Genomic DNA, 23,788 nt, shown 5'->3' with positions numbered 1-23,788 from the left:
TTCCCTAGATGTCTATCTATTGTGTTTTAAGTTCGCGAAGCTCATCCTCTGTAAAGTGATACGCTTCATTACAGAAATGGCAGTGCGCCTCTGCACCATGATCTTCTTCAATCATAGCTTGAAGTTCTTCATCACCTAGACCTTGAAGAGCCTGCTCCAGACGCTCACGCGAACACTGACATTTAAATTGAACCGGCGATTTGCTTAAGATCTTCATATCTCCGCCTTCTAGAAGTTTTTCTAGCATTTCTTCAGGCGTATGCCCTTCATTAATTAAACGAGACACCTGTGGTAGTTCATTGATTTGTTGCTCTATTTTTGAAATGGTTTCATCATCAGCACCAGGCATAATCTGAATGATAAAGCCTCCAGAAGCTTTAATAGTCTGATCCGGGTTCACCAGCACTCCAGCACCTACTGCCGAAGGGACTTGCTCAGAATTTGCAAAGTAATACGTAAAGTCTTCCCCAATCTCCCCAGAAACAATCGGTACTTCACCGGTAAAGTTATTCTTTAGGCCAAGATCTTTCACGACACTTAACGTACCCGTTGTCCCTACCGCTCGGCGGACATCAAGCTTTCCGTTGTCATTTAAGTCAAAGTCTACATGAGGATTGGATACATACCCACGTACATCACCGTGAGCTGTAGCATCGGCTATAATTGCACCAATCGGTCCTCCACCTTCAACCTTTATCGTAAGTTTATCGTCTCCTTTTAACATAGACCCCATCATAGCTGAGATTGTTAAAGTACGCCCAAGCGCAGCAGAAGCTGTTGCATAGGTATCTTGACGACGAACTGCTTCTCCTACTGTTTCTGTTGATTGTATGCCATATGCGCGTACCATACCATTATAGGCGGTTGCGCGAATTAAATAATCACCCATATTAATTCATTCTCCTTTTCTTTTTCGTAATCCTGCTTTCAGCAGTATAATCCACATCCCTTTTAGAGATATGTACGAAATGAGCTTATCACTATTTATTTAAAATAAACGATATTGGTTATCTATTTCAACAAAGTTACTCAATCCTATTGTAAACGAAGGGAGGGAAACTAGTCACATAATCTGAAACATATGCATGCAGAACACCCTTACACACAAACAAAAACTGCTTCAGCTCTTAAGGGCTGAAGCAGTTCTTTAGTATACTTAGTCGTTTTTCTTATCAGGGTCTTCGCCATCCGTTTCAGATGGTTCAGATTTATTTAGGTTTGTTGGTTCTTTCTTATTCAGATCAGCCTTTGGCTCTTCATCTTCTTTGGACTGAATGTTCACTTTAACATCTTCTCCAGATTCAGATTTAGAAGTATAGGCTGGGTCATCAGAACCTTCAGGTAAAACACCTTTATCAAATAAAGAACGGATTTGTGCTGCATCTAACGTTTCTATATCAAGAAGCGTCTTGGCAATTAGCTCAAGCTGCTCTTTATGCTTAGTTAAGATGCCTTTAGCACGGTCATATTGTTCTTTAATGATTCGCTGAACTTCCTGATCAATTTCATACGCAATCTTGTCACTGTAATTTTGCTCATTTTGGATGTCACGGCCTAAGAACACTTGTCCTCCACCGCCACCACCAAATTGAAGTGGTCCAAGCTTAGAGCTCATACCATATTCAGTAACCATCTTACGTGCAATGCTTGTCGCGCGTTGGAAGTCGTTTGAAGCACCAGTACTAACTTCTCCAAACATAATTTCTTCTGCCACACGTCCACCAAGCAGACCTGCAATCTTATCTTGAAGTTCCGGCTGGGTCATCATGAAGCGATCTTCCTTAGGAAGCATAACGGCATAACCGCCAGCTTGACCACGAGGAACAATCGTAACCTTGTGAACCATATCCGCCTCATCAAGAACCATTCCGATAATGGTGTGTCCACTTTCGTGGTGAGCCACAATGTTACGCTCTTTCTGAGAAACGACGCGACTCTTCTTCGCAGGACCTGCAATAACACGATCAATCGCTTCATCAACTGAGAGCATATCGATTTTTTCCTTATCTGCACGAGCCGCAACAAGCGCAGCTTCGTTCAGTAAGTTCTCAAGGTCAGCACCCGAAAATCCTGGTGTACGCATTGCAATTGTATGAAGATCAATTGACTCGTCATCCAGTGGTTTATTACGAGCGTGAACTTTAAGCACTTCTTCGCGTCCTTTTAAGTCCGGACGGTTTACGGTAATTTGACGGTCGAAACGTCCTGGACGGAGTAAGGCTGGGTCAAGAATATCTGGTCTGTTTGTCGCAGCAATGATAATGATTCCCTCATTGGCACCAAAACCATCCATCTCAACAAGTAGCTGGTTAAGCGTTTGTTCACGTTCATCGTGACCTCCACCTAAACCTGCGCCACGTTGACGACCTACAGCATCAATCTCATCGATAAAGATAATACATGGTGCATTCTTCTTCGCGTTCTCGAATAAATCACGTACACGAGAAGCACCTACACCAACGAACATTTCCACGAAGTCTGAACCACTGATTGAGAAGAACGGTACGCCCGCTTCCCCAGCTACAGCACGTGCTATTAACGTTTTACCTGTTCCTGGTGGTCCAACAAGTAGAACACCTTTAGGAATACGTGCACCAATTGCAGCAAATTTACGAGGATCTTTTAGGAAATCAACAACCTCAACTAGTTCTTGTTTCTCCTCATCTGCCCCGGCTACGTCTTTAAAACGAACCTTTTTCTTCTCTTCATTGAATAACTTCGCCTTACTTTTACCAAAGTTCATGACTTTGCTTCCGCCACCTTGAGCTTGGTTGAGTAAGAAGAAGAATAGAATGAAGATGATGACAAACGGAATAATGGATGTAAAGAACGTCACCCATCCGCTAGGCTCTTCCGCTTTTTCAAAATCAACTGTCTCAATTCCCTGTTGTTGTGCGGCATCTGCAATTCGGTTAACAATTTGTTCGTTATCCGGAATCGTTGCTGTGTAGCTTTGATTCTCTTCTTCTCCATCGCCAGACGAAACCAAGTCACCAGTCACCTTGTAAGCATGGTTCGTATATTGAATGTTCATGGTCTCTATCTGACCATCATTTAGCTGCTGAACAAATTCACTGTATTTAAATTGTTCATCTTGAGAAGTATCTCCTCTGAATAGACCAACAACTCCTATCACCACTAAAAAGATTAGCGCATAGAAGATGGTATTACGAAATATTCGGTTCATTGCCTACCTCCTCCCAGGCGAGAAAACTATAGTAAATAGTACCATATGTGAAAGAACTTACACAACTAATTACCCTTGTCAGGTAACGGTTGTCAACAGATTGTCACCTCTTACTATGAGTACAACCCGTTTTGGTGAATTATATGAATAAAACGAAGGTTTATTCTTATTGATCTCCACCGTAAACAGCTGGTTTTAAGACACCGATATATGGTAGGTTACGATATCTCTCTTGGTAGTCTAACCCATAACCTACTACAAATTCATCAGGTACTTCAAATCCTGCAAGGTCCGCTTTAACGTCTCCTTTTCGGCCAGATGGCTTATCAAGAAGCGTTACGATCTTAATGGACTTCGCTTTACGGTATTTAAACAGATCAACAAGGTAACTTAAAGTTAAGCCACTATCGATAATATCTTCGATAATTAGAAGGTCTCTTCCTTCTACCTGTGTGTCTAAATCTTTAACAATTTTCACTTCGCCTGATGATTGCATTGTACCGTTATAGCTTGATACATCCATAAAGTCCATTTCCAGGTATGTGTCCATACGCTTTAACAGATCAGACATAAATGGCATGGCACCTTTTAGCACACCAATTGCTAGAGGAAACTTGCCTTCATAATCTTCAGACAGTTGGGCTGCCAATTCCTTAACTTTTGATTGTAGCTCCTCCTCGGAAATTAAGACTTTTTCGATATCATTATGCATTTTCCATCCTCCTAGAAGTTCTTGTGATTCTCATAAGTAAGATGTAACCAGGTCGGGTGTTGTTGATTAACTGGAATGTTTGCTTCTTTTAATGAAACGACCCACAGGATTTGACCATTTGCATCTGTAACAATTGGCCACTTACTGCGTTGTTCATGAGGGACCTTTTCATCAATAAATAAGTCTTTCACCTTTTTACGCCCCTTCATTCCTTTAGGAATAAATTTATCGCCCGGCTTTCTCGTCCGAACGATGAGAGGTAAGGTTACGTTACTTATATCACAAGCAAAATGATGGCTGTCGTGACCCCTGTAATGATCGTCTTGATCGGCATATATATAAGCTCCATCAGGCAAAACCAATTCCCCTGGCACGTGTAACAAATAATGAAAAGGGACCGCTTCTTCTTTCTTAAAGGTAAAAACGATATTCTCATAAGAACGAACAACAGACAGACCTCTTGGCAAATGCATGATTGCTTGTGGGGTCTTGTCTTTCACTATTCGTATGTATTGCTCCCAGTGATGATAAGTTACATCAAAAGAGGGTTCTTGATACAGATAGTTTAATATTAAGTGAAAGGTCCTCCTTTGTAAAGGTGAAGGAACGTTTAAAAAATCACTTCGATTAAACTGAATCTCATGATCCTTTTTGTCAAAAAGAGAGGACTCGAAAATCCGCTTAGATTCTTGCATCATATAGGCCTCGTCATCCCGCTGATACTCTTGGAAATACTGCATATGCTCGTGGACCTTCGGGTTGTGAGACTTCAGGACCGGTAATACGTGAGCTCGCATAGCGTTCCTTGTATAAGTCGTTGACTTGTTGGACTCATCTATACGAGGAGTAATACCAACTTCTTCACAATAAGCTTCAATTTCTTGCTTTGTCACACATAGAAGTGGACGAATAATCTGACCTATGCTAAAGGAACGATAAACTGGAATACCACGAATGCTGCTTGGTTCTGCTCCACGCACCATTTCCATAAGAATCGTCTCCACTTGATCATCGCCATGATGACCCATCGCCAGAAAATCTGCATGATGCTTTCGCATTTGATCGCTGAAGTAACGATATCTAAGCTTCCTGGCTGCCTCTTGTGTTCCTAAACCGTGCTCCTCTTTGAAAGAAGGCACATCTAACGTAACGGTTTCACATTTAATATCCCACTTCTTACAGGTAGTACTTACATAATGAACATCCTCTTTGGAGTCTACCCCTCTCAAGGAGTGATCAATCGTTAAAACAACAAGATCAATTCCAAAGCGTTGTTCCCTGCTTTTTAGATAATGGAGAAGAGCCATAGAATCAGGCCCTCCTGAGACAGCAACTAATATGGTAGAATTCGCTGAAAACAGCTGATGCCTTTGAGCAAATTGATCGACCTTTTGGCTAAACAACTGCCCCAACTCCGTTCTTATTCTTTTTATCTTAATATGCCATTTCTATCCTACCATTTATCATTCAACTACTGCAAAACGTAAGCGTCCAACTCGTTAAATCCACTGCATAACTACATACATCATATAAAATAAGCACACGGTCATAACAATTCCAATCAATTCCCAACTACGAGCTGAGCTTGATGCAGAAGAGGAGTGTATGGGTCCAGATGGGCTCTTCTGATTTTGCTTTATAGAAGCAGATTGGCGTCTGGCAATTCTTGAAGTGCTAGCGGTCTGACGTGTAGGAGTTAATAATAAAGTATTTATGGCATGCTTCATCTCTTCTGCAGAGGAGTATTCAGAATGAAGTGCTTTCTTCAGGATCTCTTTATATGGAGCTATTTTTTTAGCTTGTTGTACTTTCGAAAACAAAGTCTTCTCCGGGTGGGTCCCTCTTTCAAAACGAGAGGGGTATTCAATCTGTAAAAGCACCATCGCTAAGGCAAATAAATCATATTGAGGATCTGCTTTCCTTGATCCCATCCCCCAATAGCCACGATCATAAAATTCAGTGTACTCTTTAATCGCTCTCCCAATTTGAGTCGTACCCCCGACATCCAACCAACGAAGACGCGCAGGTGGGAACGTCACGATAAGGTTATCAGGTTTCAAATCTCCAAATACCCAACCAAATTGATGAAGGTGTTCTAAGTCTTCTAGCAGCTGAACCGCGAGAATACCAATCCATTCAGTCCCATGATCTTGCACAAATGGATTTAGATCTTTCCCTTTCAGATACTCCATGGCATAAAAAGAAACTTGTGAGCCATCTGGAAGGACAAAGTCGTCTACATCTAATAAAGAAGGTCCAAGCTGGTGATCTTGAACCTTTTGAAACGTACGTAATACATTTACTTCTGTGGTAATAGAGGAACTATTGTGCCCGAACTTCACTGCCACCTTCCGCCCTTGTTCTGTGGCTAGATACACAACACCCATAGCGCCAGACCCTAACTGTTTAACGATTATAAATGAACGATGGTGCCACTTCCCTTTTACAACTGTACCAGGTGATAAATTAATACCCTGATTCTTCTGCATGATGATCTTCACGACCTATGAAGTTACGAAGGCTTCGTTTTTTGGCGAATTGTTGCATGGCCTCTCTTAAAGCAGGCCCTGTTGGTGTAATCCCACCACTGGTCAGTTTCGGGAAGACAGAAGAAATGGAATCAAGCTTAGGCGTCCAATCCATAACCTTATCCAAATCCTTGCGCTTCCCTGGAAATGTGTAGATGGAGAAGCGGTTTTTCCCCATACGGGCATTTAAACTTAAAGATAGATCGAATAAAGAATCACGCACTGTAGGAAGTTTATTATGCATACTCGCACTTGTATCCACCAATACCAATACTTCTAAATCACACGTTTCACCAAGGTCTTCCACAACTTCCATGATCTCTCCGCGCTTTTCAGGAGGAAGATCCTCAATCTCTTGCTGTGCTCCAAGGATTTGCTGTAATTCTTGATTAACGACACCCTGAAGCGTCTGGGTCATAGCTTGCTTGGTTACCATTTGAACAGTCTGAGACAAAGACTTTGCATATACAATCTGGCTAACCCCACCACCACTCATCGCAATCTCTTCAACTTCTTCTAAACCATCAGGTTGCTCTGATTGTTGATCGTCAAGGACCCCGATTACATTTACCGTTACCCCCTGCTGATAAGCTAACGTCGCCACAGCAGAAGGATCCTCTCCCTGGTTTGAACATCCGTCTGTTATCAATAGAATTTGCTTTAATGTCCCTTTATTCATGAGATATCTCCTCCTCCATAAATTACTATCATCTTCGACTAGATTCATTGCATTTATACTAGTAACTTACAAAAGCAGAGTCTCCCAAAATAAAAAAGAGCACCTCCGCCCAAAAGGTACCCTTTTCTCTTTATTGTGCCCGTCCAAGTATAGGGATGTTCGCCCACTGGGGAACATTATGATTGATTTTTGCCACCACAACGGTCATGTCATCCTCAATTGCCCCAGCCCGTGTCCTGACCACTTCTTCAAGTAATAGGTCAGCAACATCTTGAGGATCTTCTGTTTCCATATCTCTAATTTTACGCTTTAACCACATGTCAATATTCTCTACATGCTTTGGCCCCTCAAAGATTCCATCACTCATCATGATAAGAAGATCGCCAGGTTTTAACTGATCACTAACAACCTCAACATCGAATTCCTGTATGATGCCAATAGGTAAGTTACTCGCCTCAATTTTGCTTAGTTGATCTCCCCTCTTAATGAAGCTTGGAGTAGATCCGATTTTTAAGAACTTCACGGCTGCATCCTGCAAGTCAATAACCGCTAAATCAAGTGTTGAGAATATTTCATCGGTGGTTCTTAGAGAAAGAATAGAATTAATAGATTTAATCGCTACCTTTTCTTCGATGCCTGACTGTAAGATTTGTTGAAGTAAGCGTAGCGTCTCCATGCTCTCCACATGAGCTCTTTCCCCATTGCCCATCCCATCACTAATCGCAACAGCGTATTTACCTGCTCCAAGCTCCATTGTAGAATAACTATCGCCTGAAACTAATCCACCATCTTTGGCAGCATGAGCCACCCCTGTATCGATTACGAATTTCTTCGTGGAACCAAATGAAAATGACCCATATCCATTAGGGAATGGTGAGATCTCCTCATGCTTCACCATTACCGTTTCATTTAAGATCTCAGACAAAACAGGAGCTATAATCTTCGCACCCTCCCCTTTATAATCATAGAAAGAAAGCGTCATATCGATATCAATATTCCCCGTTTCTAAGCTATAGATCTCAAGTTGTTCAATCTCAAACCCCATACTTTTTAATGCTTGTATTATTTCTTCTTCTTGTAATTCATGATTTTCCCGCTCTTTTAAGATCTCTTTCGCGAAGTCCCCCATAACTTCTGAAACACCGTTCAGTTGGTCCGCTACGAAACGTCTGCTCTCTAATACTTGCTTTTTCAATCGCTGATTGGCTTGGAAAAATGATAGTTCATGATTCATCGTTTCAATAACCTTCTTTGATTTAACGCAGTGCTTTTCAAAGTCTGATTGCAGTTTTCGTTTATGCTGGAAGGTTCCTGCATCCAATTCATTCATCATTTCTTTCATATATCCGTAGGTCTCATCAAACTGCTGAGCCCAGCATTTATCCTTCTTGAAACACGATTGGCACGTCTTCTCCGTAACATTGCTCAGGAAATAATCGGTTTCTTTACTCTCTTGTTCCTCATCCATATGATGCTGTACTTGCGCAAAACTCTTAGAGAGCGCCTGAAAGACACTTGAGAATTGCTCAACTCGGTTGGCTGTTACATTGCGGATTTTTTGTAAGTATTGCTCTTGCTCCTGGGAATGTTCATTGGTCCCAGGTATATACCTGGCCAAATTACGAATCCACTTTTCTGGCGTGACAAAGAAGAGCAAAACAGCCACGGAAGACTCTAACATGGACGGAGCCAATGAACCCAGTCCTTCCCCGTAAATACCGATTAGCATCGTACCAACGAAGAGGCCAACCCCCACCCCAATCTTCTTTCCTTCTTTTAATAAACCACCCAGTAACCCAGAGAAGGCTAATAAACTCATTTGATATAAGCTTGCCACGTTAGCCAGACTTAATATTAACCCCGTCACCACTCCGACGGTTGAACCAATAGCCGCCCCACCAATGTAAGCAAGCCATAGGACAAGATACCTCGATAACGTTTGTTCAAGCGATATATTATAAATTTGCCATCCAATCGTACCTGTTAGGACGGAAGCTAATAAGATAATCATACAAACAATCTCTTCATTTTTGAGTGATTGTTTATAACGTTTTGGTGATAACAATGGAATACTCTGCATAAAGATAAGTACAAGGATCGCGCTCAAGCTTGCTTCTACAACGGCAAGCATCCAATCATATGCTTCAGCAGGCTGAACGACAGTATAAGCCACGGCTCTTGGAATGAAACTTGCGAGAAATACCACAAAAGGCAAGATTTCTTGCTGTTTTTTCATGCGCTGAAGTACAAAGGCTAATAAGAAGAAACTCATCATAGCCGCAAATACATAGAGACTATGTTGCCAGTTATAGGTTAATGAACCAATAAGAACAGCGGACATAACCTTCAATGACTTATCTTTTCTCATAAGCCAAACAGAAGCGAGAAAAGAAAGGGCAAAAGGCGATACTGATGATAGAACAATCGCTCTTCCTAACAGGAAGCCAACAATCCACAAAAGCCACCCTTTTTCAATCATAAAGGCTTTCGCCTGCTCCCCCATCCTTCGCTTCCAATTTTCTAGAGTAGCTAAACCCACCCCGCTCATTTCCTTAACTCCTCGTTTAGTTAAGATCTCCATTTGAACACTCCCCCTTAGTGACTTATTTAATCACATAGGACAGGCTTATTTTGTCAAAACAACAGAACGGAATGTAAAAAAGTTTCGACGGCTTTCTATACGGTGAATGGTCTTTCGCCAAATTGTTTGAAACTTTCCTTCTCTCCCTCCTTTATCTCTGTCGGAATCCCATATCTTACTTCAGAATTAAGCGCTAAATATTCAAAAAATAATGACATTTATAAAATCCGTTGACACTTTGGCGTTGGTCATGTAATATAATGCTTGTGACTTCGGGGGAAACACACCGAAGAAACAAAAAGTATACTATTACACAGTAAGATTATGGCGGTGTAGCTCAGCTGGCGAGAGCGTACGGTTCATACCCGTGAGGTCGGGGGTTCGATCCCCTCCGCCGCTACCATTTATTTTACTAGATACTATTCAACGGCCCGTTGGTCAAGCGGTTAAGACACCGCCCTTTCACGGCGGTAACACGGGTTCGAGTCCCGTACGGGTCATCATCCGAATTCTTGTCCTACCACACACCGGTGTGGATTTTTTTACATTTATGTGAAATAGGATGAAGGAAAAGCTGCTTCTTATTAAGAAGCAGCTTTTTTATATGTGTAGCATTTCTATTCCTCATGATTTCAACCTCAAGTTATAGAGAGGTTTGTAAATTCCTTAAAGCATCCTTGACCGTGGCATAGGATTTAATATCATCTACAAGGATCCCCATTCTAGCTGCTTTACTTGCAAAGTCAGCGGATATTCCAGCAATCATTAATTCCGTACCTAGAAGTTGCAATAAATGATGCAATCTATAAATTCCGTGAATAACTTCTTCGTCAAAATCGATTAACCCTGATAATTCTACAATCAACTTACGGTGTTTTAGAGAGGCCATCTTCTCTGCAATATTGTCAGATATGATAGCAAGCCGTTCCCCGTCCATATTGCCGATCAAAGGTAAAACCGAGATCTCATCTGTTAAAGGAACAATCGGTGTAGAGAGAGCTGTTATCTCGTTTAAGGATTTTGTTAAGTCCTCTTCTGCCCTTTTCTTGTCCGTTACATCTCGTTGGATCCCAATAAAAAAATGTTTACTCTCTTCTTCTACGTAAACTGGATCAATATGTAGTTCATTCCAGAAGGTTTCTCCATCTTTCTTATAATTCTTGAGCGTTATAGAAACGGATTCTTTATTGGCAATGGCATGCTTTAACTGAGCTATCCTTGCCTGATCTGTCTGTTCGCCTTGAAGAAACCTACAGTTACGCCCTATGATTTCATCATTGCGATATCCTGTAATAGATTCAAAACCTTTATTAGCATAAATAATCGGGTTATCCGATTGGTCTGGATCTGTTATCGTAACACCTACTCGAGTGTGATTGATCGCATCTTCTAACAACCTCTTTACTATATGTTCTTCCATCCATTCCTTCACGACTAAGGCCTCCTCCTCAATCATCTATATATTCATATTATCAAACCTTTATAAAAGGAACCAAACAAAGCTCTTCGCCCCTTCCTCATTGAATACAAAAAGTGACCAGCTTTTAATAAAGCTGGTCACTTTTTTATATAAGAACATTCAATTCATAATGGTTGCTCATAGACAGCAAGTTAGCCTCGTTTAGCACCTCGACCTCCACGTTTCGATTCCGTGTGCTTTTTTAAAGATGCGAGTTTTTCATCACTATCTTTAAGGAAACGATTCATTAACGAATCAAAATTCTCAGGGCGCTGGTTGCCTTTGTTTCCTTTGCCTTTTCCGCCGCCTTTATTATGGTTATTACTGCGACGTTCGCGGTCACCTTTGTAGTTGTCCTTCGCTTTCTTAATAGACAAGCCAATCTTACCGTCTTTTTCTACATTAATCACTTTCACTTCTACCTGGTCGCCTTCACTTAAGTGATCATTAATGTCTTTTACATAATTATCAGCAACCTCACTAATATGAACCAAGCCTGTTGAACCATTAGGTAGTTCAACGAATGCTCCAAAATTAGTGATACCTGTTACCTTGCCCTGCAACTTGCTGCCTACTTCAATTGACATAAAAAAATTGCTCCTCCTTATGAATTTCAAAAAGTATCATTCTTATATATTATATATAAGCTTTAAAAAGAGTGTCAATAAGAGGGACCATTATCAGGGATTTTAAAGATAATTTCGCCTTCTTTTGAGAAGAAATAGTTCGTTCTTGCGATTTGTAAAACGTACTCTTCATCATTTAAAAGCTTTATTTCTTCTTTAAAATCTTTTTCCTGCTTCTCTAATAGGTTCATCTCTTCTTGTAATTCTTCATATTTAGCCTGTTTATCAGCATAAAGACTTCGTTGTTGAATATGGTAAGTCAGTAATCCACCAAATAACAGAAGGGTGGCGATCACAAACAAGGCTAATCGGCGAATCAGCCGCTTCTTTTTCTTGTTTTGACGCTCTACGTGCGCATCATACTGCTTTACATATCCCGAATCAATCTTTGCCACTGAGTCACGTTGATTCTGCACGACGATGTGCTACCTCCTTTTTTGCTGGATAAATTCCCGCCATTTTAGTATTATATTCTTTATTTTACTATAAAACCCTGCTACGTCTAGTAAGTATTTTTTCGCATTTTTCGGCACAAGCTTCCACGTTATGCGCCCGATTAGCTGAAATGGATATAGTATAATTTTTAGTAAAAAGAAAAGAATGGCTAGCGAGGTTGTCCATAGAAGGAGAATTAGCTTCACAATCGTGAATATTAGAAAACGGATAGGACGAACAATAAAAACGGTCACAAGACGCGTGAGGAAACGAATCAGCCCTGCAACAATCTTGATTAACCTCTCTAATACTTTTTTATAGGTTGTCCTAAATAAGGCCTGGTATGCAGCATAACCGCACACCACAGCCAGCACAATATATAGACGTAATTCCCCTTGGTTCGCTAAAAATAGAAAATAAAACAAGACCAAACCTTGAAGAATCCAGAATAAAATTTCAAACGAATACCTCATGACGACGTTCGGCTTCCACAAGGGTTCGAATCTTTTAAATGTATCCATAACCATACCCAAGTAGACGCCACTACTAAACATGATGAGCATTGTAATAAATTGAGTATCTAAACTCATTTGAACATTTTGCTAAAGAATCCTTTAGCTTTCTCCTGTTGCTGTTCATCCAAATAGGAGAGCTCATACACCTTTCCCTTAATAGAGACGATCCCTTGCTCTACATCTAAGTTCTTCATCTGTAGATTCTGGCCCCGAACCACTAAATACCCCATATTGGTCTGCAACAAAAATTCTTCAGCATCAAAGCTATCGACTTCTTTTACTCCCGTGATTTCCAGATTGCGTCTATTATTCATCTTTACGTGATGATCCCCTTGCCCTCTGGACCCTTGTACTTCTTTATCATAATACTCCATATATCCACCCCTCCCCTTATCGATACCAATCTATGAAAGAGGGGATTCATTTATGTACAATCCCTTTAAAAAAGATGATGACCTTATCCTTAAATAGACACAAAAATGAGCACGGATCTCAGGAAAGGGAGATCCGTGCTCAATGCTTTTGTTCGGTCTGTCTAAACCTCTTGCTCACTTATAATTTTATAGAGAGAGGATGCCTCATCTTTTTTCACATTTTCCCGTAGAGACGTCACCTCTAATGTTAATTGCTTCTGTCCAAAACGAATGGAAAGCTCATCACCTATAGATACATCAGTAGATGCCTTTGCTGTATTCCCGTTTAATTGAATTCGCCCTTGATCTGCCACTTCTTTCGCCAAAGTACGACGTTTAATCAAACGAGATATTTTTAGAAATTTATCTAGTCTCATCGTTTATTGTTCCCCTTTCTCCCTGTTTTTAGCTTGTATCCAATATCGATCTAATTGCTCTAACGTCATCGTTTCCATTTGCTGATTCTCAGATGTGATTACGGATTCCATCTCTTTGAAACGTCTTTCGAATTTGTCATTTGTTCGTTGAATTGCGAGTTCTGGATTTATTTTATAGTAACGAGCAAGATTCACAAACGCAAACAACACGTCTCCATATTCTAGTTCTTGAGCGGAAAATCCTTCAGAATGCAAGCTCTCTTTAAACTCATCCATTTCTTCTAACACCTTATCCCACATTGGCTGCGGATCATCCCAGTCAAATCCTACTTTCTTCGCCTTCTTCTGCAGTTCTTGAGCTCTCATTAAGCCAGGCAAGGCTTCTACTATTCCATCTAACACAGATGGACGCTCTTCCCCTTTTTCATCCTTTTTAATTTCATCCCAATTCTTCATGACTTGTTCTACATCATCAGCTTGGCGGTCTCCGAATACATGAGGATGACGGCGAATCATTTTCTCCGTTAATGATAGAATTACGTCATCCACTGTGAAAAATCCTTCATCTTCACCAATCTGACTATGTAATAGCACTTGTAGAAGCACGTCCCCGAGTTCTTCCACAATCCCCTCATCATCTTGATCATCAATAGCTTGTATTAACTCATAAGATTCCTCAATTAAATAGGGGCGCAAACTCTCATGGGTTTGTTTACGATCCCACGGACAACCGCCCGGCGCACGTAATGCAGCGATAACTTCACGAACACGAAAGAATTTATGAGGAAGCTGCTCTTCTTTCACAGGTGGGACATATACACTTGTGAGATTACTCAGTTCAACGTTGCGATCAAGCTCAACTAAAGGTACTTCTATTATACGTTCATGCTCACTTCCGGCTGCATCTACGATATAAACCGGGAACTCAGGCGACAAATCCTCTAATAAGGCAACCTTTACATCTGATGCAATCATGTTGTCGTATACCTGACAGAATACTGTATGTTGTCTGTGCTCTATGCTATTACGAGAAAAGCCTGTAGCATCGATAAACTGAAATCCTTCTATTGGATCAATTTTTAAACTTGTGAAAAGATCATCTAAATAACTCTGTCCCCCTTTAATTGAAACAGAGACTGTATGATTCCTTTCCGCTTCTAACAAGAGCTGGACTGTTTTCTCTGCAAGCATAGGGTGGCCTGGCACCACATACACAACGTCTTGTTGTTGCGCTTTAGATAGGATCTCTTTCGCTATTCTTTCATACACTTCACCAAATTGTTGTTGTTCCTCATAAATGTGATCAAATGATTGAAATGTGATCCCTTCCGCTTCTAGTTCTTGAATAACAGGATGATCTAGCGTACGGGCATAGCGAGCCCCTTCACTCTTTAACAAGAAACGATAGACACCTAAGGGCAACTGGTTTAGATCTGCCGCCCCTAAACCGACTATATCAATATGATGTGTCATTAAGATGACCTCCTTTTCGTTAATCTTTTTATTTTTGAAGACATAGGAAATTCCTTCACTTCATCTTCCGTAAAAGCACCAGTCTTAAGTAATGAAATCATATAACTCACGCCTCCGGCTCCAATTGTGAGAAGGCAGTATCCTATATAATCCTGACGATCGTTCATTTCTACAAGACCTTTATAAGCTTCACCAGTGAGGAATACAACCATAACCATTATACCTAAAGAGATGATCGTAGCTCTCCAAGGAATACTTGCTTTCAAGGACACAGGGACTCGTTTTCTGAATATCACTATATTGCTAAGAAGGATGATAAGAACACTCAACAGAGTAGCGATGGCAGCTCCTGTGATGCTGTAGAATGGAATAAGGAGGCTGTTTAAGACTCCCTTTACCACAATGCCACCCCCTACGGTCAAAGCTGGCAAAAATACTATACCAAACCCTTGGAGTAAAGAAGACAGAGTCAACGTAAGAGAAGCGAAGACAATCACAATGGCCAATATCCTTAGCGCAGTGGTTCCCTCATTACTAGTAAAGAGAAGAACGTTCACTTCAGGTAACAACATAAAGAGTCCAACAGAAGCAGCCACTGAAATCAGCAATGAAAGCTTCATGGCTTGCCCCACATTCTCCTCTACATCCTTCGCTTTATTCTCGAGTCGCTTCTTGGTCACAGACGGAACTATAGCAAGAGCCAAAGAAGAGGCAAGAACAGTCCCTAATTGAAGGAGGGGATAGCCACGATCGAATATCCCCTTCATTTTCTGAGCTCCTTCTAACGATAGGCCATATTCCTTTAAAGGAGAAACCATTGTAAAGGCATCCGCAAACTGCATAAGTAAGAGCATCATGTAATTTACACATAAAAATAATCCTGTGAGAACCATAGTCCTCGCAATCTCCATCATGGAAAAAGCATTCGAGGAATGAAACAGAAGAGACGACCGACGTTTCACGATAAAAAGAGAAAGCACAAAACAAGCTCCAAGCCCTCCTGCAATCGAACCGAATGCCGCACCTGAACCTACATAATAATAGTTATAGCCTTCCCCTACAAAGTATAAGGTGGCCAATATAATGACGCTAACTCTTACCACCTGCTCCGTCATCTGAGAAACCGCTGTGGGCGTCATATCATCTATCCCCTGAAAGGCCCCTCTTCCAATTGAGGTAAAAGGAAGGAGTAAAAATACCGTCGAAGTTACCTCAAGGGGCTCGCGTAAATTCGAATCCCCCATTACAGAGGCAATGACAGGAGATCCGAAGTAAATCAAGCAAAACAACACGATGCTAATGGTAACCATCACTCCAAAGACAGGTACGTAAAAGCGGGAAAGCGATAACGATCTTTTCTCTGCTCTTGCTTTGGCCACAAGAGACGAAATGGCCATAGGAAACCCATATATCGAAATCATAGAGGCCATCCCTAATATCGGATAAACCTGCTGGTAAATATAAAAGCCTACATCACCTGCAATATTTTGAAGGGGGATTCGATAACCTGCGCTTAATACCTTCCCGACTAAACCAGCTAACGTAAGTAGCAAAGCCCCTCTCAACAGGCGTTGTTGTTTCGTATGTATTGCCATGTATGTATCCCTTTCTAAACCTTTCCATTCTTACTTATTCTAGTATGTATGAAAAGAGGAGCCTACGCAAATGAGGCTCCTCTCTTTCTTTCTATTCCATTTGTTTAGCTAAGAAGCTCGCTGCTGTTTCGACCGCTTTTTGCTCAACGTTCGTTAACGCTTCGCCTTCTTTCGACAGGATCATCACACAACCAATTGGATCTCCACCTGAGATAATCGGTCCAATAACATACGAAGAAATGGTTTCGTCAATGCCATCTGCAATTTCAATTGTGGACTCATTGGATTCTGTTAAGACCACACGATCCTGAATAGCTTGTTCGACTTTTTGGCCAATACTTTTATTCAAGTATTCTTTTCTCGACCCACCTGAAACAGCTATGAATTCGTCACGATCACAAATAAGGACAGGATGACCAAGTGAGTCAAATAGTGCATCTGCATATTCCTTTGCGAAATCTCCTAGTTCACTAATCGGTGAATATTTCTTTAATATAACTTCACCTTCTCGGTCTACAAAGATTTCTAGAGGATCCCCTTCTCGAATACGAAGGGTTCTTCGAATTTCTTTCGGGATAACAACCCGACCTAAATCATCAATACGTCTTACGATACCAGTTGCTTTCATTCCATGAAGCCTCACTTTCATCTGATGATTATTCTCTTGGTGATGTATGATCGCTTCTGTAAAGAACAAAATCACCATTTGATGGGTATAGTATTTTTCTCAAAGTGAGAACTATACATTATTCCTTCATATTTGTAGGAGAAAACATCAAATTCTTCAAAGTGAGGCTCATTTTGTACAATAAAATTAGGGATATTGCTTAACATTTGCTCTATGCAGAATGTTTGGCTTCAGGCAATTGCTGCAAGAACTCCTCAATCGTTTTATAACGATGATGGGCGGTGTTTCGATCCCATTTAAAGACGACTTTCAATTGCTGGCCTTCTGTCCCTAATTGAATCATACGCCCATATTGGTTAGCGATCTCAAATAACTTCGCTCCATCAATTTGCTGGCTAGCATCGGCTTCCATCAGCAACTCAATCTTTTGTTTCTTCTCACTAATGGATTCCACGCGCTCCTTCTTGGCAGCAAGTTTCAGCACCGCTACTTGATACAGATTCTCTACCTGTTCAGGATAATCACTGAATCGATCGATCATCTCTTCTCGCAGATCATGAAGATCTTCCTGAGATTCAATGGACTGGAATCGCTTGTACATATCAATCTTCTGTTTCTCATCCGCAATATAAGAATCCGGGATATAAGCATCCAGGCTTAGAGTAAGTTCTGGTTCAAACGGTTTCGTCTCTTCGACTTCTTTTCCTTTTTGCTTGGCTTCGATGGCATCATTTAGCATTTGAGAGTACATGTCGAAACCAACGGAATCTATAAAACCATGTTGTTGAGAACCAAGAAGGTTCCCTGCTCCTCGTATCGATAGATCACGCATGGCAATCTTAAAGCCTGAACCCAGCTCTGTGAATTCCTTGATAGCTTGTAACCGTTTCTCTGCTACTTCAGATAGGACTTTATCTTTTTGATAAGTGAAATAAGCATAGGCTACGCGATTAGAGCGCCCTACACGTCCTCTTAACTGATAAAGCTGACTCAATCCCATGCGATCAGCATCATACACGATAAGTGTGTTTACATTCGGTATATCCACCCCTGTTTCAATAATGGTGGTAGATACAAGAACGTCAGACTCCCCTTCAAGGAAACTAAACATCACATTTTCAAGCTCAGACTCATTCATTTGGCCATGCGCATAAGAAACACGTGCTTCGTCCACGAGTGCTGATATTTCCTCCGCCATACGTTCAATATTCTCCACACGGTTATACAAGAAGAAGACTTGTCCACCACGGGCCAATTCTCGTTCAATGGCCTCGCGAATAAACACGTGGTTATATTCGAGTACGTATGTCTGAATAGGAAACCTGTTCTCAGGAGGTGTTTCGATAACGGATAGATCTCGTACGCCTAGCATCGACATATGAAGCGTTCTTGGGATTGGTGTTGCTGTAAGCGTCAGGACATCGACATTTGTTTTCATCTGCTTAATCTTTTCTTTGTGCTTAACTCCAAAGCGTTGTTCTTCATCGACTATAAGAAGACCTAGATCTTTTACCTTAATGTCTTTAGATAGGATACGATGAGTCCCAACGACAAGATCAACCGTCCCCTTTTCTAAGCCCTCCGTCGTTTCTTTCTGTTGCTTTCGTGTTCGGAAGCGGCTTAGCAAACCAATTTCAATAGGGAAATCCTGAAAACGCTCACGGATGGTTTCATAGTGCTGCTGAGCTAATATGGTTGTCGGCACCAGAATAACAACTTGCTTTCCATCTGCAATCGCCTTAAAGGCTGCGCGAATGGCGACCTCTGTCTTTCCATACCCTACATCACCACATAGAAGGCGATCCATCGGACGTACTTTCTCCATATCCGTTTTGATCTCCTCAATACAGCGAATTTGGTCTTCTGTCTCCTGGTAAGGGAATGCAGCTTCAAACTCCCTTTGCATTTCAGTATCCTCAGCAAAGGCGTACCCCTTTGTCGCCTCTCGTTCTGCATAAAGCTTAATTAAGTCATCTGCAATATCCTCGACAGATGATTGAACGCGGCTTTTGACTTTCTTCCATTCACTTCCGCCGAGCTTGTAAAGCTTAGGTTCTTTGCTTTCAGATCCAACATACTTTTGGACCAAATCAATTTGGTCAATCGGAACGTATAGCTTATCATCACCTGAGTACTTAACGAGCATATAGTCTTTATGTAGCCCGTTTAATTCAAGCGTTTCAATTCCTAAGTATTTTCCGATTCCGTGATGAGCGTGAACAACGTAATCTCCGACCTTCAATTCCTGATAACTTTTTATCCGCTCAGCATTCGAAATCTTCTTCTTTCTCTTTGGACGTGTTGACCTCTTTTTAAATAACTCATTCTCTGTTAACACGGCTACTTTATGCATAGGTAACTCAAAACCTGTGGTCAGGTGACCTACCATAATCGTTGGATTAGTCAGTGGGAAGGCAGGCCTTCTTTCAGAAACGACCGCTTCCATATCATAGTCTTCGAGTACAGCCTGGATTTTCTCTGCGCGAGATTCGTTTGGTGCTACGATTAGAACGGAATAATCTCCCTTTTGCCAACGATCCATTTCCGTTTGTAGCAAATTCATTTGCCCATGGAATTGTTGCATGGCCCTACACGAGATATTTACGATATTCTCTGGTTGGGTATTTGGAATATGGCGCAGGAATACTGACATATAAAGACGAGGGTGGTGAATGGAATGCCAAACATCAGACCAATTGTAGGAGATTGATAAATCCCTTACCATTTGCCCTGATTCCAACAAACTACTATACCATTCGGCTTCTTCTTCATCTAAGCGTGTAGCGGTTTCTTGAATTCGACTCATTTCATCAAAGACCATTAACCCATTGTCTGGTAGATAATCTAGCAAACTAGCCGATTCTTCATAGTATAAAGAAATATATTTATACATTTCCTGAAAACGTTCCTGCTGCTTTAATCGTTCAATATCACGTTCGATATTCTCAGATAGCGTTTCCTTTAACTCTGGTGATTTAAGATTCTTCAGCGTGTCTGCAAAAGACTCGCTAAGCTTTTGAGCGGCCCTTGCTAAATCTTCATCGGTTAAAAGCAACTCACTAGCAGGTCCAATTGTGACCCGATTTACTTTCTCCAGTGAACGTTGACTTTCTGAATCGAAATAACGAATTGAATCCACTTCATCGTCAAAGAACTCGATGCGCAAAGGGTTGGGTTGTGTTAGTGGATAGATATCCATAATCCCACCGCGCATGCTGAATTCTCCAGGAGCAGATACCATATCAGCACGTTCATAGCCCATATCGACTAGTTGTTTCATGTAATCTTCTAATTGAATGACCCCACCCACTTCAAAGGGAAGCTGATAGTTCTCCCAGTAGGAGGTCGGTGGCAAAATACGTTTAAGAGCGGCAACCGGAGCAATTAAAATACCCGATTTCCTCTCAGACCAATGATTTAAAGCTTCAATCCGCTCACTTCTTAACTCAGGGCTTGCTACCGCAATCTCCGAAGCAATTAATTCATTGACTGGATATAAATGAACTTCCTCAGGCTCTGTGAGCCCAAGCAAATCTTCATAGAGTTGTTGAGCTTGCATAAGCTGATGGGTCACTACTAAAACAGGGCGCTTCGCAGATTCTTCAAGTAAGGATATTAAGACCCCACGCGAAGAACCTGAAAGCCCTGATACAAACTGTTCTTTCATGCCTGATGAAAATCCTGAAATAATGGAGTGGATATCATCTTGTTGTGTTAGAAATTGCTTGAGTCCTTGCAATCTGTTCCCCCCCTTAATCCCCACACTCCATACAAAAATGCTTTGGCTTTTCACCAAAGCGAACAAATCAATTTAATGTATAAAGAAATCAAGTTCATGATAGTGAGGATTTTCTTCTAATGATTCTTGGCAATCTTCACAAATTGTTCTTACCATCACATCACCATTTTCGTGATAGCTAACCATATCTAAAAGCTCCTCCTCGTTCAGAGAAGTAAGTCCAAGCTCGACGGAATCAAGCACATCTTGTGATAGTTCACCGATTTCCTTTTTGCAATGACGACACTGATATTTAACGGCCATGGTCATCCTCCTAAAACTAGCTATTTACACTCTAGTTTGTCCGGAGTCTCCTAACGTTATACGAATGACCGCTTCTCTACTCTACTCATTTTACTTGTTAAATTCATTCATAACTTCTAAAAAGCCTTTTTCCATCCAAGCTTCACACGCATCTGCAGCCTTTTGAACACTTTCTTTCGCTGCCGTAGCATCTTCCCCTTGAAACTTCCCTAACACATAGTCAGGTACAGGCATCGGACCACTAGGACGTCCAATTCCAAGTCTTATGCGCGGGAATTCCTTCGTACCTAGGTGATCGATGGTTGAACGGATTCCGTTATGGCCCCCGTGTCCACCCTTTTGACGCAAACGAACCTTTCCTGGAGGTAAATCCAAATCATCATAGATCACAACGATATCCTCCGGAGCTAAATCGTAATAGTCCATCAACGGGCGAATAGACTCTCCAGATAAGTTCATATACGTCAGTGGCTTTAAAAGAATAACCTTTTCTCCACCTAGACGTTCTACAGTATGCTGTCCTTTATATTTCTCTTTATCTAATTTCCAATTATGGCGACGTAATAGCTCATCAATTACCATAAATCCAATATTGTGGCGCGTATCTTCAAATTTAGGGCCTGGATTCCCTAGACCAATAATACATTTCATGTAATCACTCTCTTCTTTATCTAGTTGAAAAGTCTTCTGCTCTCTTTATTATAAGCGAAAAAGAAGAGTTCAAAGCGTTGTTCTTTTAATTCTTCAATTCTGCTACTGAATCCTTCTTTACGTGTAAAAAGAGACGTAACCTTTTGGGTTACGCCTCATATCCAACCGAAGAATATTAAGCTTCTTCGCTCTCTTCCGCTTCATCATCATCTTTTTGATTAATGACTTCTGGTTCTACATCTCCATCCTGAGTTTCGCCTGGTTCGACAACTTCTTCAGTTTGAGGAGGTAAGATGGTCACAATTGTTGTGGTCTCATCCTGAGTAATTTCGTAGTTATTTCCAGCTTTCACATCACTCACAAGAAGACTATCCCCAACTTCTAGATTTGTAACATCTAGTTTGATCTCTTCAGGGATTTCGTTTGGCTTAGCACGAACGGAAAGTTCATGAAGTGGCTGAGAAAGAATCCCACCATCTTTCGTCCCTTGTGCTTCTCCTTCTAAGTGAATTGCTACTTCTACATCAATTTCCTGACTCATATCAACCATATAGAAATCGGCATGATATAACTCATTACGAATCGGTTCAATCTGATAATCATGTAACATTACGTCTACGGGTTTCTTACCTTCTATATCAAGGGAAATAATTGCGTTCTTCCCTTCATCACGTACTGTCATTAATAATTCTAAGCTGTTTACCGATACCGCAATTGGTTCTTTGTCTTTTCCATAAACAACTGCTGGAACCAGTCCGGACTTACGAAGCTCATTTTTAGTTGAACGTTTGAAATCTTCTCTCGTATTCGCTTTAACTGTAACTGCCACGTTTATCACCCTCCAAAGAATTATAAAGCTTCTAATGATTTATAATTCCCTTTTACAGAGGGTGTAAACCTGATTTTCAGAAAAAAGGTAAATTAATCAAATAATACGCTGATTGATTTACGCTCGTGAACACGTGTAATAGCTTCGCTAATTAGCTCTCCTACAGAAAGCTCTGTAATTTTATCGATACGTTTTTCATCTTTAAGAGGAATCGTATTTGTTACGACAAGCTCTTTAATCTTAGAGTTGTCAATACGCTCAATTGCCGGTCCAGATAGAACAGGGTGAGTACAACAAGCATAGACTTCTTTTGCCCCATTTTCGATAAGAGCATTGGCTGCAAGTGTAATCGTTCCCGCTGTATCAATAATATCATCAATCAGGATCGCTGTTTTTCCTTCAATATTACCGACAATATTCATAACTTCGGCTACGTTCGGACGAGGACGACGCTTATCAATAATCGCAATTGGTGCTTTCAGGCGATCAGCCATTTTACGGGCACGTGTAACGCCACCGTGGTCAGGCGAAACAATAACCACATCATCGAAATTCTTCTCTTCAAAGTAATCAGAAAGAAGTGGAACACCTACAAGGTGGTCGATTGGTACATCGAAGAATCCTTGAATTTGAGGTGCGTGTAAATCTAACATAATGACGCGGCTTGCACCAGCTGTTTGAAGAAGGTTCGCGACAAGCTTAGACGTAATTGGCTCACGAGAGCGTGCTTTACGGTCTTGACGTGCGTAACCATAGTACGGCATTACAATGTTAATGGAACGAGCAGAAGCACGCTTCAATGCATCAATCATAATAAGTAATTCCATAATGTGTTGGTTTACTGGCTCTGAAGTTGATTGAATTACATATACGTCACACCCACGTACACTTTCTTCAATGTTAATTTGAACCTCTCCATCACTAAAACTTGTTACCGTACATTTTCCTAATTCTGTACCAATATTCTCTGCAATTTCTTGAGCTAGAGTTGGGTTTGAATTAAGTGAGAACACTTTTAAAGCTGGATCTTTATATTGAGAAGTAGCCATTCGCTAAAA

21 protein-coding genes and 2 tRNA genes are annotated in these 23,788 nt (G+C 41.0%); 2 read left to right on the top strand and 21 right to left on the bottom strand.

From position 1 onward, the window contains the following. Nucleotides 1–16: 16 nt before the first annotated feature. From hslO to spoIIE, 7 genes are all read right to left on the bottom strand, one after another. Nucleotides 17–889 carry an Hsp33 family molecular chaperone HslO gene (gene hslO, locus LQ226_RS20535; RefSeq protein WP_231419893.1) on the bottom strand — a complete coding sequence of 291 codons (873 nt, stop codon included), beginning with the start codon at nucleotides 887–889 and terminating at the stop codon, nucleotides 17–19. Between the two features lie 267 nt (nucleotides 890–1,156). Next, nucleotides 1,157–3,187: an ATP-dependent zinc metalloprotease FtsH gene (ftsH, locus tag LQ226_RS20530; RefSeq protein ID WP_231419892.1), complete on the bottom strand. Its 2,031-nt coding sequence runs from the start codon at nucleotides 3,185–3,187 to the stop codon at nucleotides 1,157–1,159. Nucleotides 3,188–3,353: 166 nt separating this feature from the next. Next, on the bottom strand, nucleotides 3,354–3,899 hold the full coding sequence (gene hpt, locus LQ226_RS20525) for a hypoxanthine phosphoribosyltransferase (RefSeq protein ID WP_036787165.1): 546 nt from the start codon (nucleotides 3,897–3,899) through the stop codon (nucleotides 3,354–3,356). An 11-nt stretch (nucleotides 3,900–3,910) separates the two neighbouring features. Next, a complete protein-coding gene (gene tilS / locus LQ226_RS20520) occupies nucleotides 3,911–5,302 on the bottom strand; it encodes a tRNA lysidine(34) synthetase TilS (protein WP_231419891.1) in 1,392 nt (463 codons plus the stop codon). A gap of 96 nt (nucleotides 5,303–5,398) precedes the next feature. Next, complete coding sequence (locus tag LQ226_RS20515; protein WP_231419890.1) at nucleotides 5,399–6,400, bottom strand: serine/threonine protein kinase; 1,002 nt, start codon at nucleotides 6,398–6,400, stop codon at nucleotides 5,399–5,401. Next, complete coding sequence (locus LQ226_RS20510; protein ID WP_231419889.1) at nucleotides 6,366–7,106, bottom strand: vWA domain-containing protein; 741 nt, start codon at nucleotides 7,104–7,106, stop codon at nucleotides 6,366–6,368. Before LQ226_RS20510 ends, LQ226_RS20515 begins: the two co-directional genes overlap by 35 nt. Nucleotides 7,107–7,236: 130 nt before the next feature. Next, entirely contained in the window at nucleotides 7,237–9,687 is a 2,451-nt protein-coding gene (gene spoIIE, locus LQ226_RS20505) for a stage II sporulation protein E (protein WP_231419888.1), read from the bottom strand. Nucleotides 9,688–10,013: 326 nt separating this feature from the next. Between spoIIE and LQ226_RS20500 the strand changes: the two genes are divergently transcribed. Beyond that, nucleotides 10,014–10,090: transfer RNA gene (locus tag LQ226_RS20500), tRNA-Met, on the top strand. 25 nt (nucleotides 10,091–10,115) lie between these two features. Beyond that, nucleotides 10,116–10,187 (top strand) — tRNA-Glu (locus LQ226_RS20495). Between the two features lie 143 nt (nucleotides 10,188–10,330). On the opposite strand, the gene ytvA is transcribed toward LQ226_RS20495, so the two are convergent. The 14 genes from ytvA to LQ226_RS20425 all read right to left on the bottom strand — a co-directional run bounded on the left by ytvA (nucleotide 10,331) and on the right by LQ226_RS20425 (nucleotide 23,779). Then, entirely contained in the window at nucleotides 10,331–11,119 is a 789-nt protein-coding gene (ytvA, locus tag LQ226_RS20490; protein WP_231419887.1) for a YtvA family blue-light photoreceptor, read from the bottom strand. Nucleotides 11,120–11,298: 179 nt separating this feature from the next. Continuing rightward, on the bottom strand, nucleotides 11,299–11,733 hold the full coding sequence (locus LQ226_RS20485; protein WP_231419886.1) for a S1 domain-containing RNA-binding protein: 435 nt from the start codon (nucleotides 11,731–11,733) through the stop codon (nucleotides 11,299–11,301). Between the two features lie 74 nt (nucleotides 11,734–11,807). Next, complete coding sequence (locus LQ226_RS20480) at nucleotides 11,808–12,188, bottom strand: FtsB family cell division protein (RefSeq protein WP_231419885.1); 381 nt, start codon at nucleotides 12,186–12,188, stop codon at nucleotides 11,808–11,810. Nucleotides 12,189–12,197: 9 nt separating this feature from the next. Next, on the bottom strand, nucleotides 12,198–12,797 hold the full coding sequence (gene yabQ / locus LQ226_RS20475; protein ID WP_231419884.1) for a spore cortex biosynthesis protein YabQ: 600 nt from the start codon (nucleotides 12,795–12,797) through the stop codon (nucleotides 12,198–12,200). Beyond that, the gene (gene yabP / locus LQ226_RS20470; protein ID WP_229721317.1) at nucleotides 12,794–13,036 is read right to left on the bottom strand and encodes a sporulation protein YabP; all 243 of its coding nucleotides are present in this window, start codon (nucleotides 13,034–13,036) and stop codon (nucleotides 12,794–12,796) included. Before yabP ends, yabQ begins: the two co-directional genes overlap by 4 nt. A gap of 221 nt (nucleotides 13,037–13,257) precedes the next feature. Further along, a complete protein-coding gene (locus LQ226_RS20465) occupies nucleotides 13,258–13,512 on the bottom strand; it encodes an RNA-binding S4 domain-containing protein (protein ID WP_231419883.1) in 255 nt (84 codons plus the stop codon). 3 nt (nucleotides 13,513–13,515) lie between these two features. Further along, complete coding sequence (gene yabN / locus LQ226_RS20460) at nucleotides 13,516–14,985, bottom strand: bifunctional methyltransferase/pyrophosphohydrolase YabN (protein ID WP_231419882.1); 1,470 nt, start codon at nucleotides 14,983–14,985, stop codon at nucleotides 13,516–13,518. Further along, complete coding sequence (locus LQ226_RS20455; protein WP_231419881.1) at nucleotides 14,985–16,580, bottom strand: putative polysaccharide biosynthesis protein; 1,596 nt, start codon at nucleotides 16,578–16,580, stop codon at nucleotides 14,985–14,987. Before LQ226_RS20455 ends, yabN begins: the two co-directional genes overlap by 1 nt. 91 nt (nucleotides 16,581–16,671) lie before the next feature. Beyond that, entirely contained in the window at nucleotides 16,672–17,208 is a 537-nt protein-coding gene (spoVT, locus tag LQ226_RS20450) for a stage V sporulation protein T (protein ID WP_036787266.1), read from the bottom strand. Nucleotides 17,209–17,419: 211 nt separating this feature from the next. Further along, nucleotides 17,420–20,947, bottom strand: coding sequence for a transcription-repair coupling factor (gene mfd / locus LQ226_RS20445; RefSeq protein ID WP_231419880.1), 3,528 nt, complete (start codon nucleotides 20,945–20,947; stop codon nucleotides 17,420–17,422). Nucleotides 20,948–21,019: 72 nt separating this feature from the next. After that, the gene (gene fin, locus LQ226_RS20440; protein WP_231419879.1) at nucleotides 21,020–21,250 is read right to left on the bottom strand and encodes an anti-sigma-F factor Fin; all 231 of its coding nucleotides are present in this window, start codon (nucleotides 21,248–21,250) and stop codon (nucleotides 21,020–21,022) included. Nucleotides 21,251–21,340: 90 nt separating this feature from the next. Continuing rightward, entirely contained in the window at nucleotides 21,341–21,901 is a 561-nt protein-coding gene (gene pth / locus LQ226_RS20435) for an aminoacyl-tRNA hydrolase (RefSeq protein ID WP_231419878.1), read from the bottom strand. A gap of 175 nt (nucleotides 21,902–22,076) precedes the next feature. Continuing rightward, on the bottom strand, nucleotides 22,077–22,730 hold the full coding sequence (locus tag LQ226_RS20430; protein WP_231419877.1) for a 50S ribosomal protein L25/general stress protein Ctc: 654 nt from the start codon (nucleotides 22,728–22,730) through the stop codon (nucleotides 22,077–22,079). 92 nt (nucleotides 22,731–22,822) lie between these two features. Beyond that, on the bottom strand, nucleotides 22,823–23,779 hold the full coding sequence (locus tag LQ226_RS20425) for a ribose-phosphate diphosphokinase (RefSeq protein WP_231419876.1): 957 nt from the start codon (nucleotides 23,777–23,779) through the stop codon (nucleotides 22,823–22,825). Nucleotides 23,780–23,788 lie beyond the last annotated feature (9 nt).

The sequence above is a fragment of the Pontibacillus sp. HN14 genome, assembly GCF_021129245.1.
GTDB lineage: Bacteria > Bacillota > Bacilli > Bacillales > BH030062 > Pontibacillus.
The sequence above is the reverse complement of the archived record's forward strand: the minus strand, read 5'-3'. Positions and strand labels throughout refer to the sequence as shown.

What these genes read in the sequence shown, in the direction of transcription:
- hslO (WP_231419893.1), bottom strand. Translation starts at nt 889, where the DNA reads ATGGGTGATTATTTAATTCGCGCAACCGCCTATAATGGTATGGTACGC.
- ftsH (WP_231419892.1), bottom strand. Translation starts at nt 3,187, where the DNA reads ATGAACCGAATATTTCGTAATACCATCTTCTATGCGCTAATCTTTTTA.
- hpt (WP_036787165.1), bottom strand. Translation starts at nt 3,899, where the DNA reads ATGCATAATGATATCGAAAAAGTCTTAATTTCCGAGGAGGAGCTACAA.
- LQ226_RS20510 (WP_231419889.1), bottom strand. Translation starts at nt 7,106, where the DNA reads ATGAATAAAGGGACATTAAAGCAAATTCTATTGATAACAGACGGATGT.
- spoIIE (WP_231419888.1), bottom strand. Translation starts at nt 9,687, where the DNA reads ATGGAGATCTTAACTAAACGAGGAGTTAAGGAAATGAGCGGGGTGGGT.
- LQ226_RS20485 (WP_231419886.1), bottom strand. Translation starts at nt 11,733, where the DNA reads ATGTCAATTGAAGTAGGCAGCAAGTTGCAGGGCAAGGTAACAGGTATC.
- yabQ (WP_231419884.1), bottom strand. Translation starts at nt 12,797, where the DNA reads ATGAGTTTAGATACTCAATTTATTACAATGCTCATCATGTTTAGTAGT.
- yabP (WP_229721317.1), bottom strand. Translation starts at nt 13,036, where the DNA reads ATGAATAATAGACGCAATCTGGAAATCACGGGAGTAAAAGAAGTCGAT.
- LQ226_RS20465 (WP_231419883.1), bottom strand. Translation starts at nt 13,512, where the DNA reads ATGAGACTAGATAAATTTCTAAAAATATCTCGTTTGATTAAACGTCGT.
- yabN (WP_231419882.1), bottom strand. Translation starts at nt 14,985, where the DNA reads ATGACACATCATATTGATATAGTCGGTTTAGGGGCGGCAGATCTAAAC.
- LQ226_RS20455 (WP_231419881.1), bottom strand. Translation starts at nt 16,580, where the DNA reads ATGGCAATACATACGAAACAACAACGCCTGTTGAGAGGGGCTTTGCTA.
- spoVT (WP_036787266.1), bottom strand. Translation starts at nt 17,208, where the DNA reads ATGAAAGCAACTGGTATCGTAAGACGTATTGATGATTTAGGTCGGGTT.
- fin (WP_231419879.1), bottom strand. Translation starts at nt 21,250, where the DNA reads ATGGCCGTTAAATATCAGTGTCGTCATTGCAAAAAGGAAATCGGTGAA.
- pth (WP_231419878.1), bottom strand. Translation starts at nt 21,901, where the DNA reads ATGAAATGTATTATTGGTCTAGGGAATCCAGGCCCTAAATTTGAAGAT.
- LQ226_RS20425 (WP_231419876.1), bottom strand. Translation starts at nt 23,779, where the DNA reads ATGGCTACTTCTCAATATAAAGATCCAGCTTTAAAAGTGTTCTCACTT.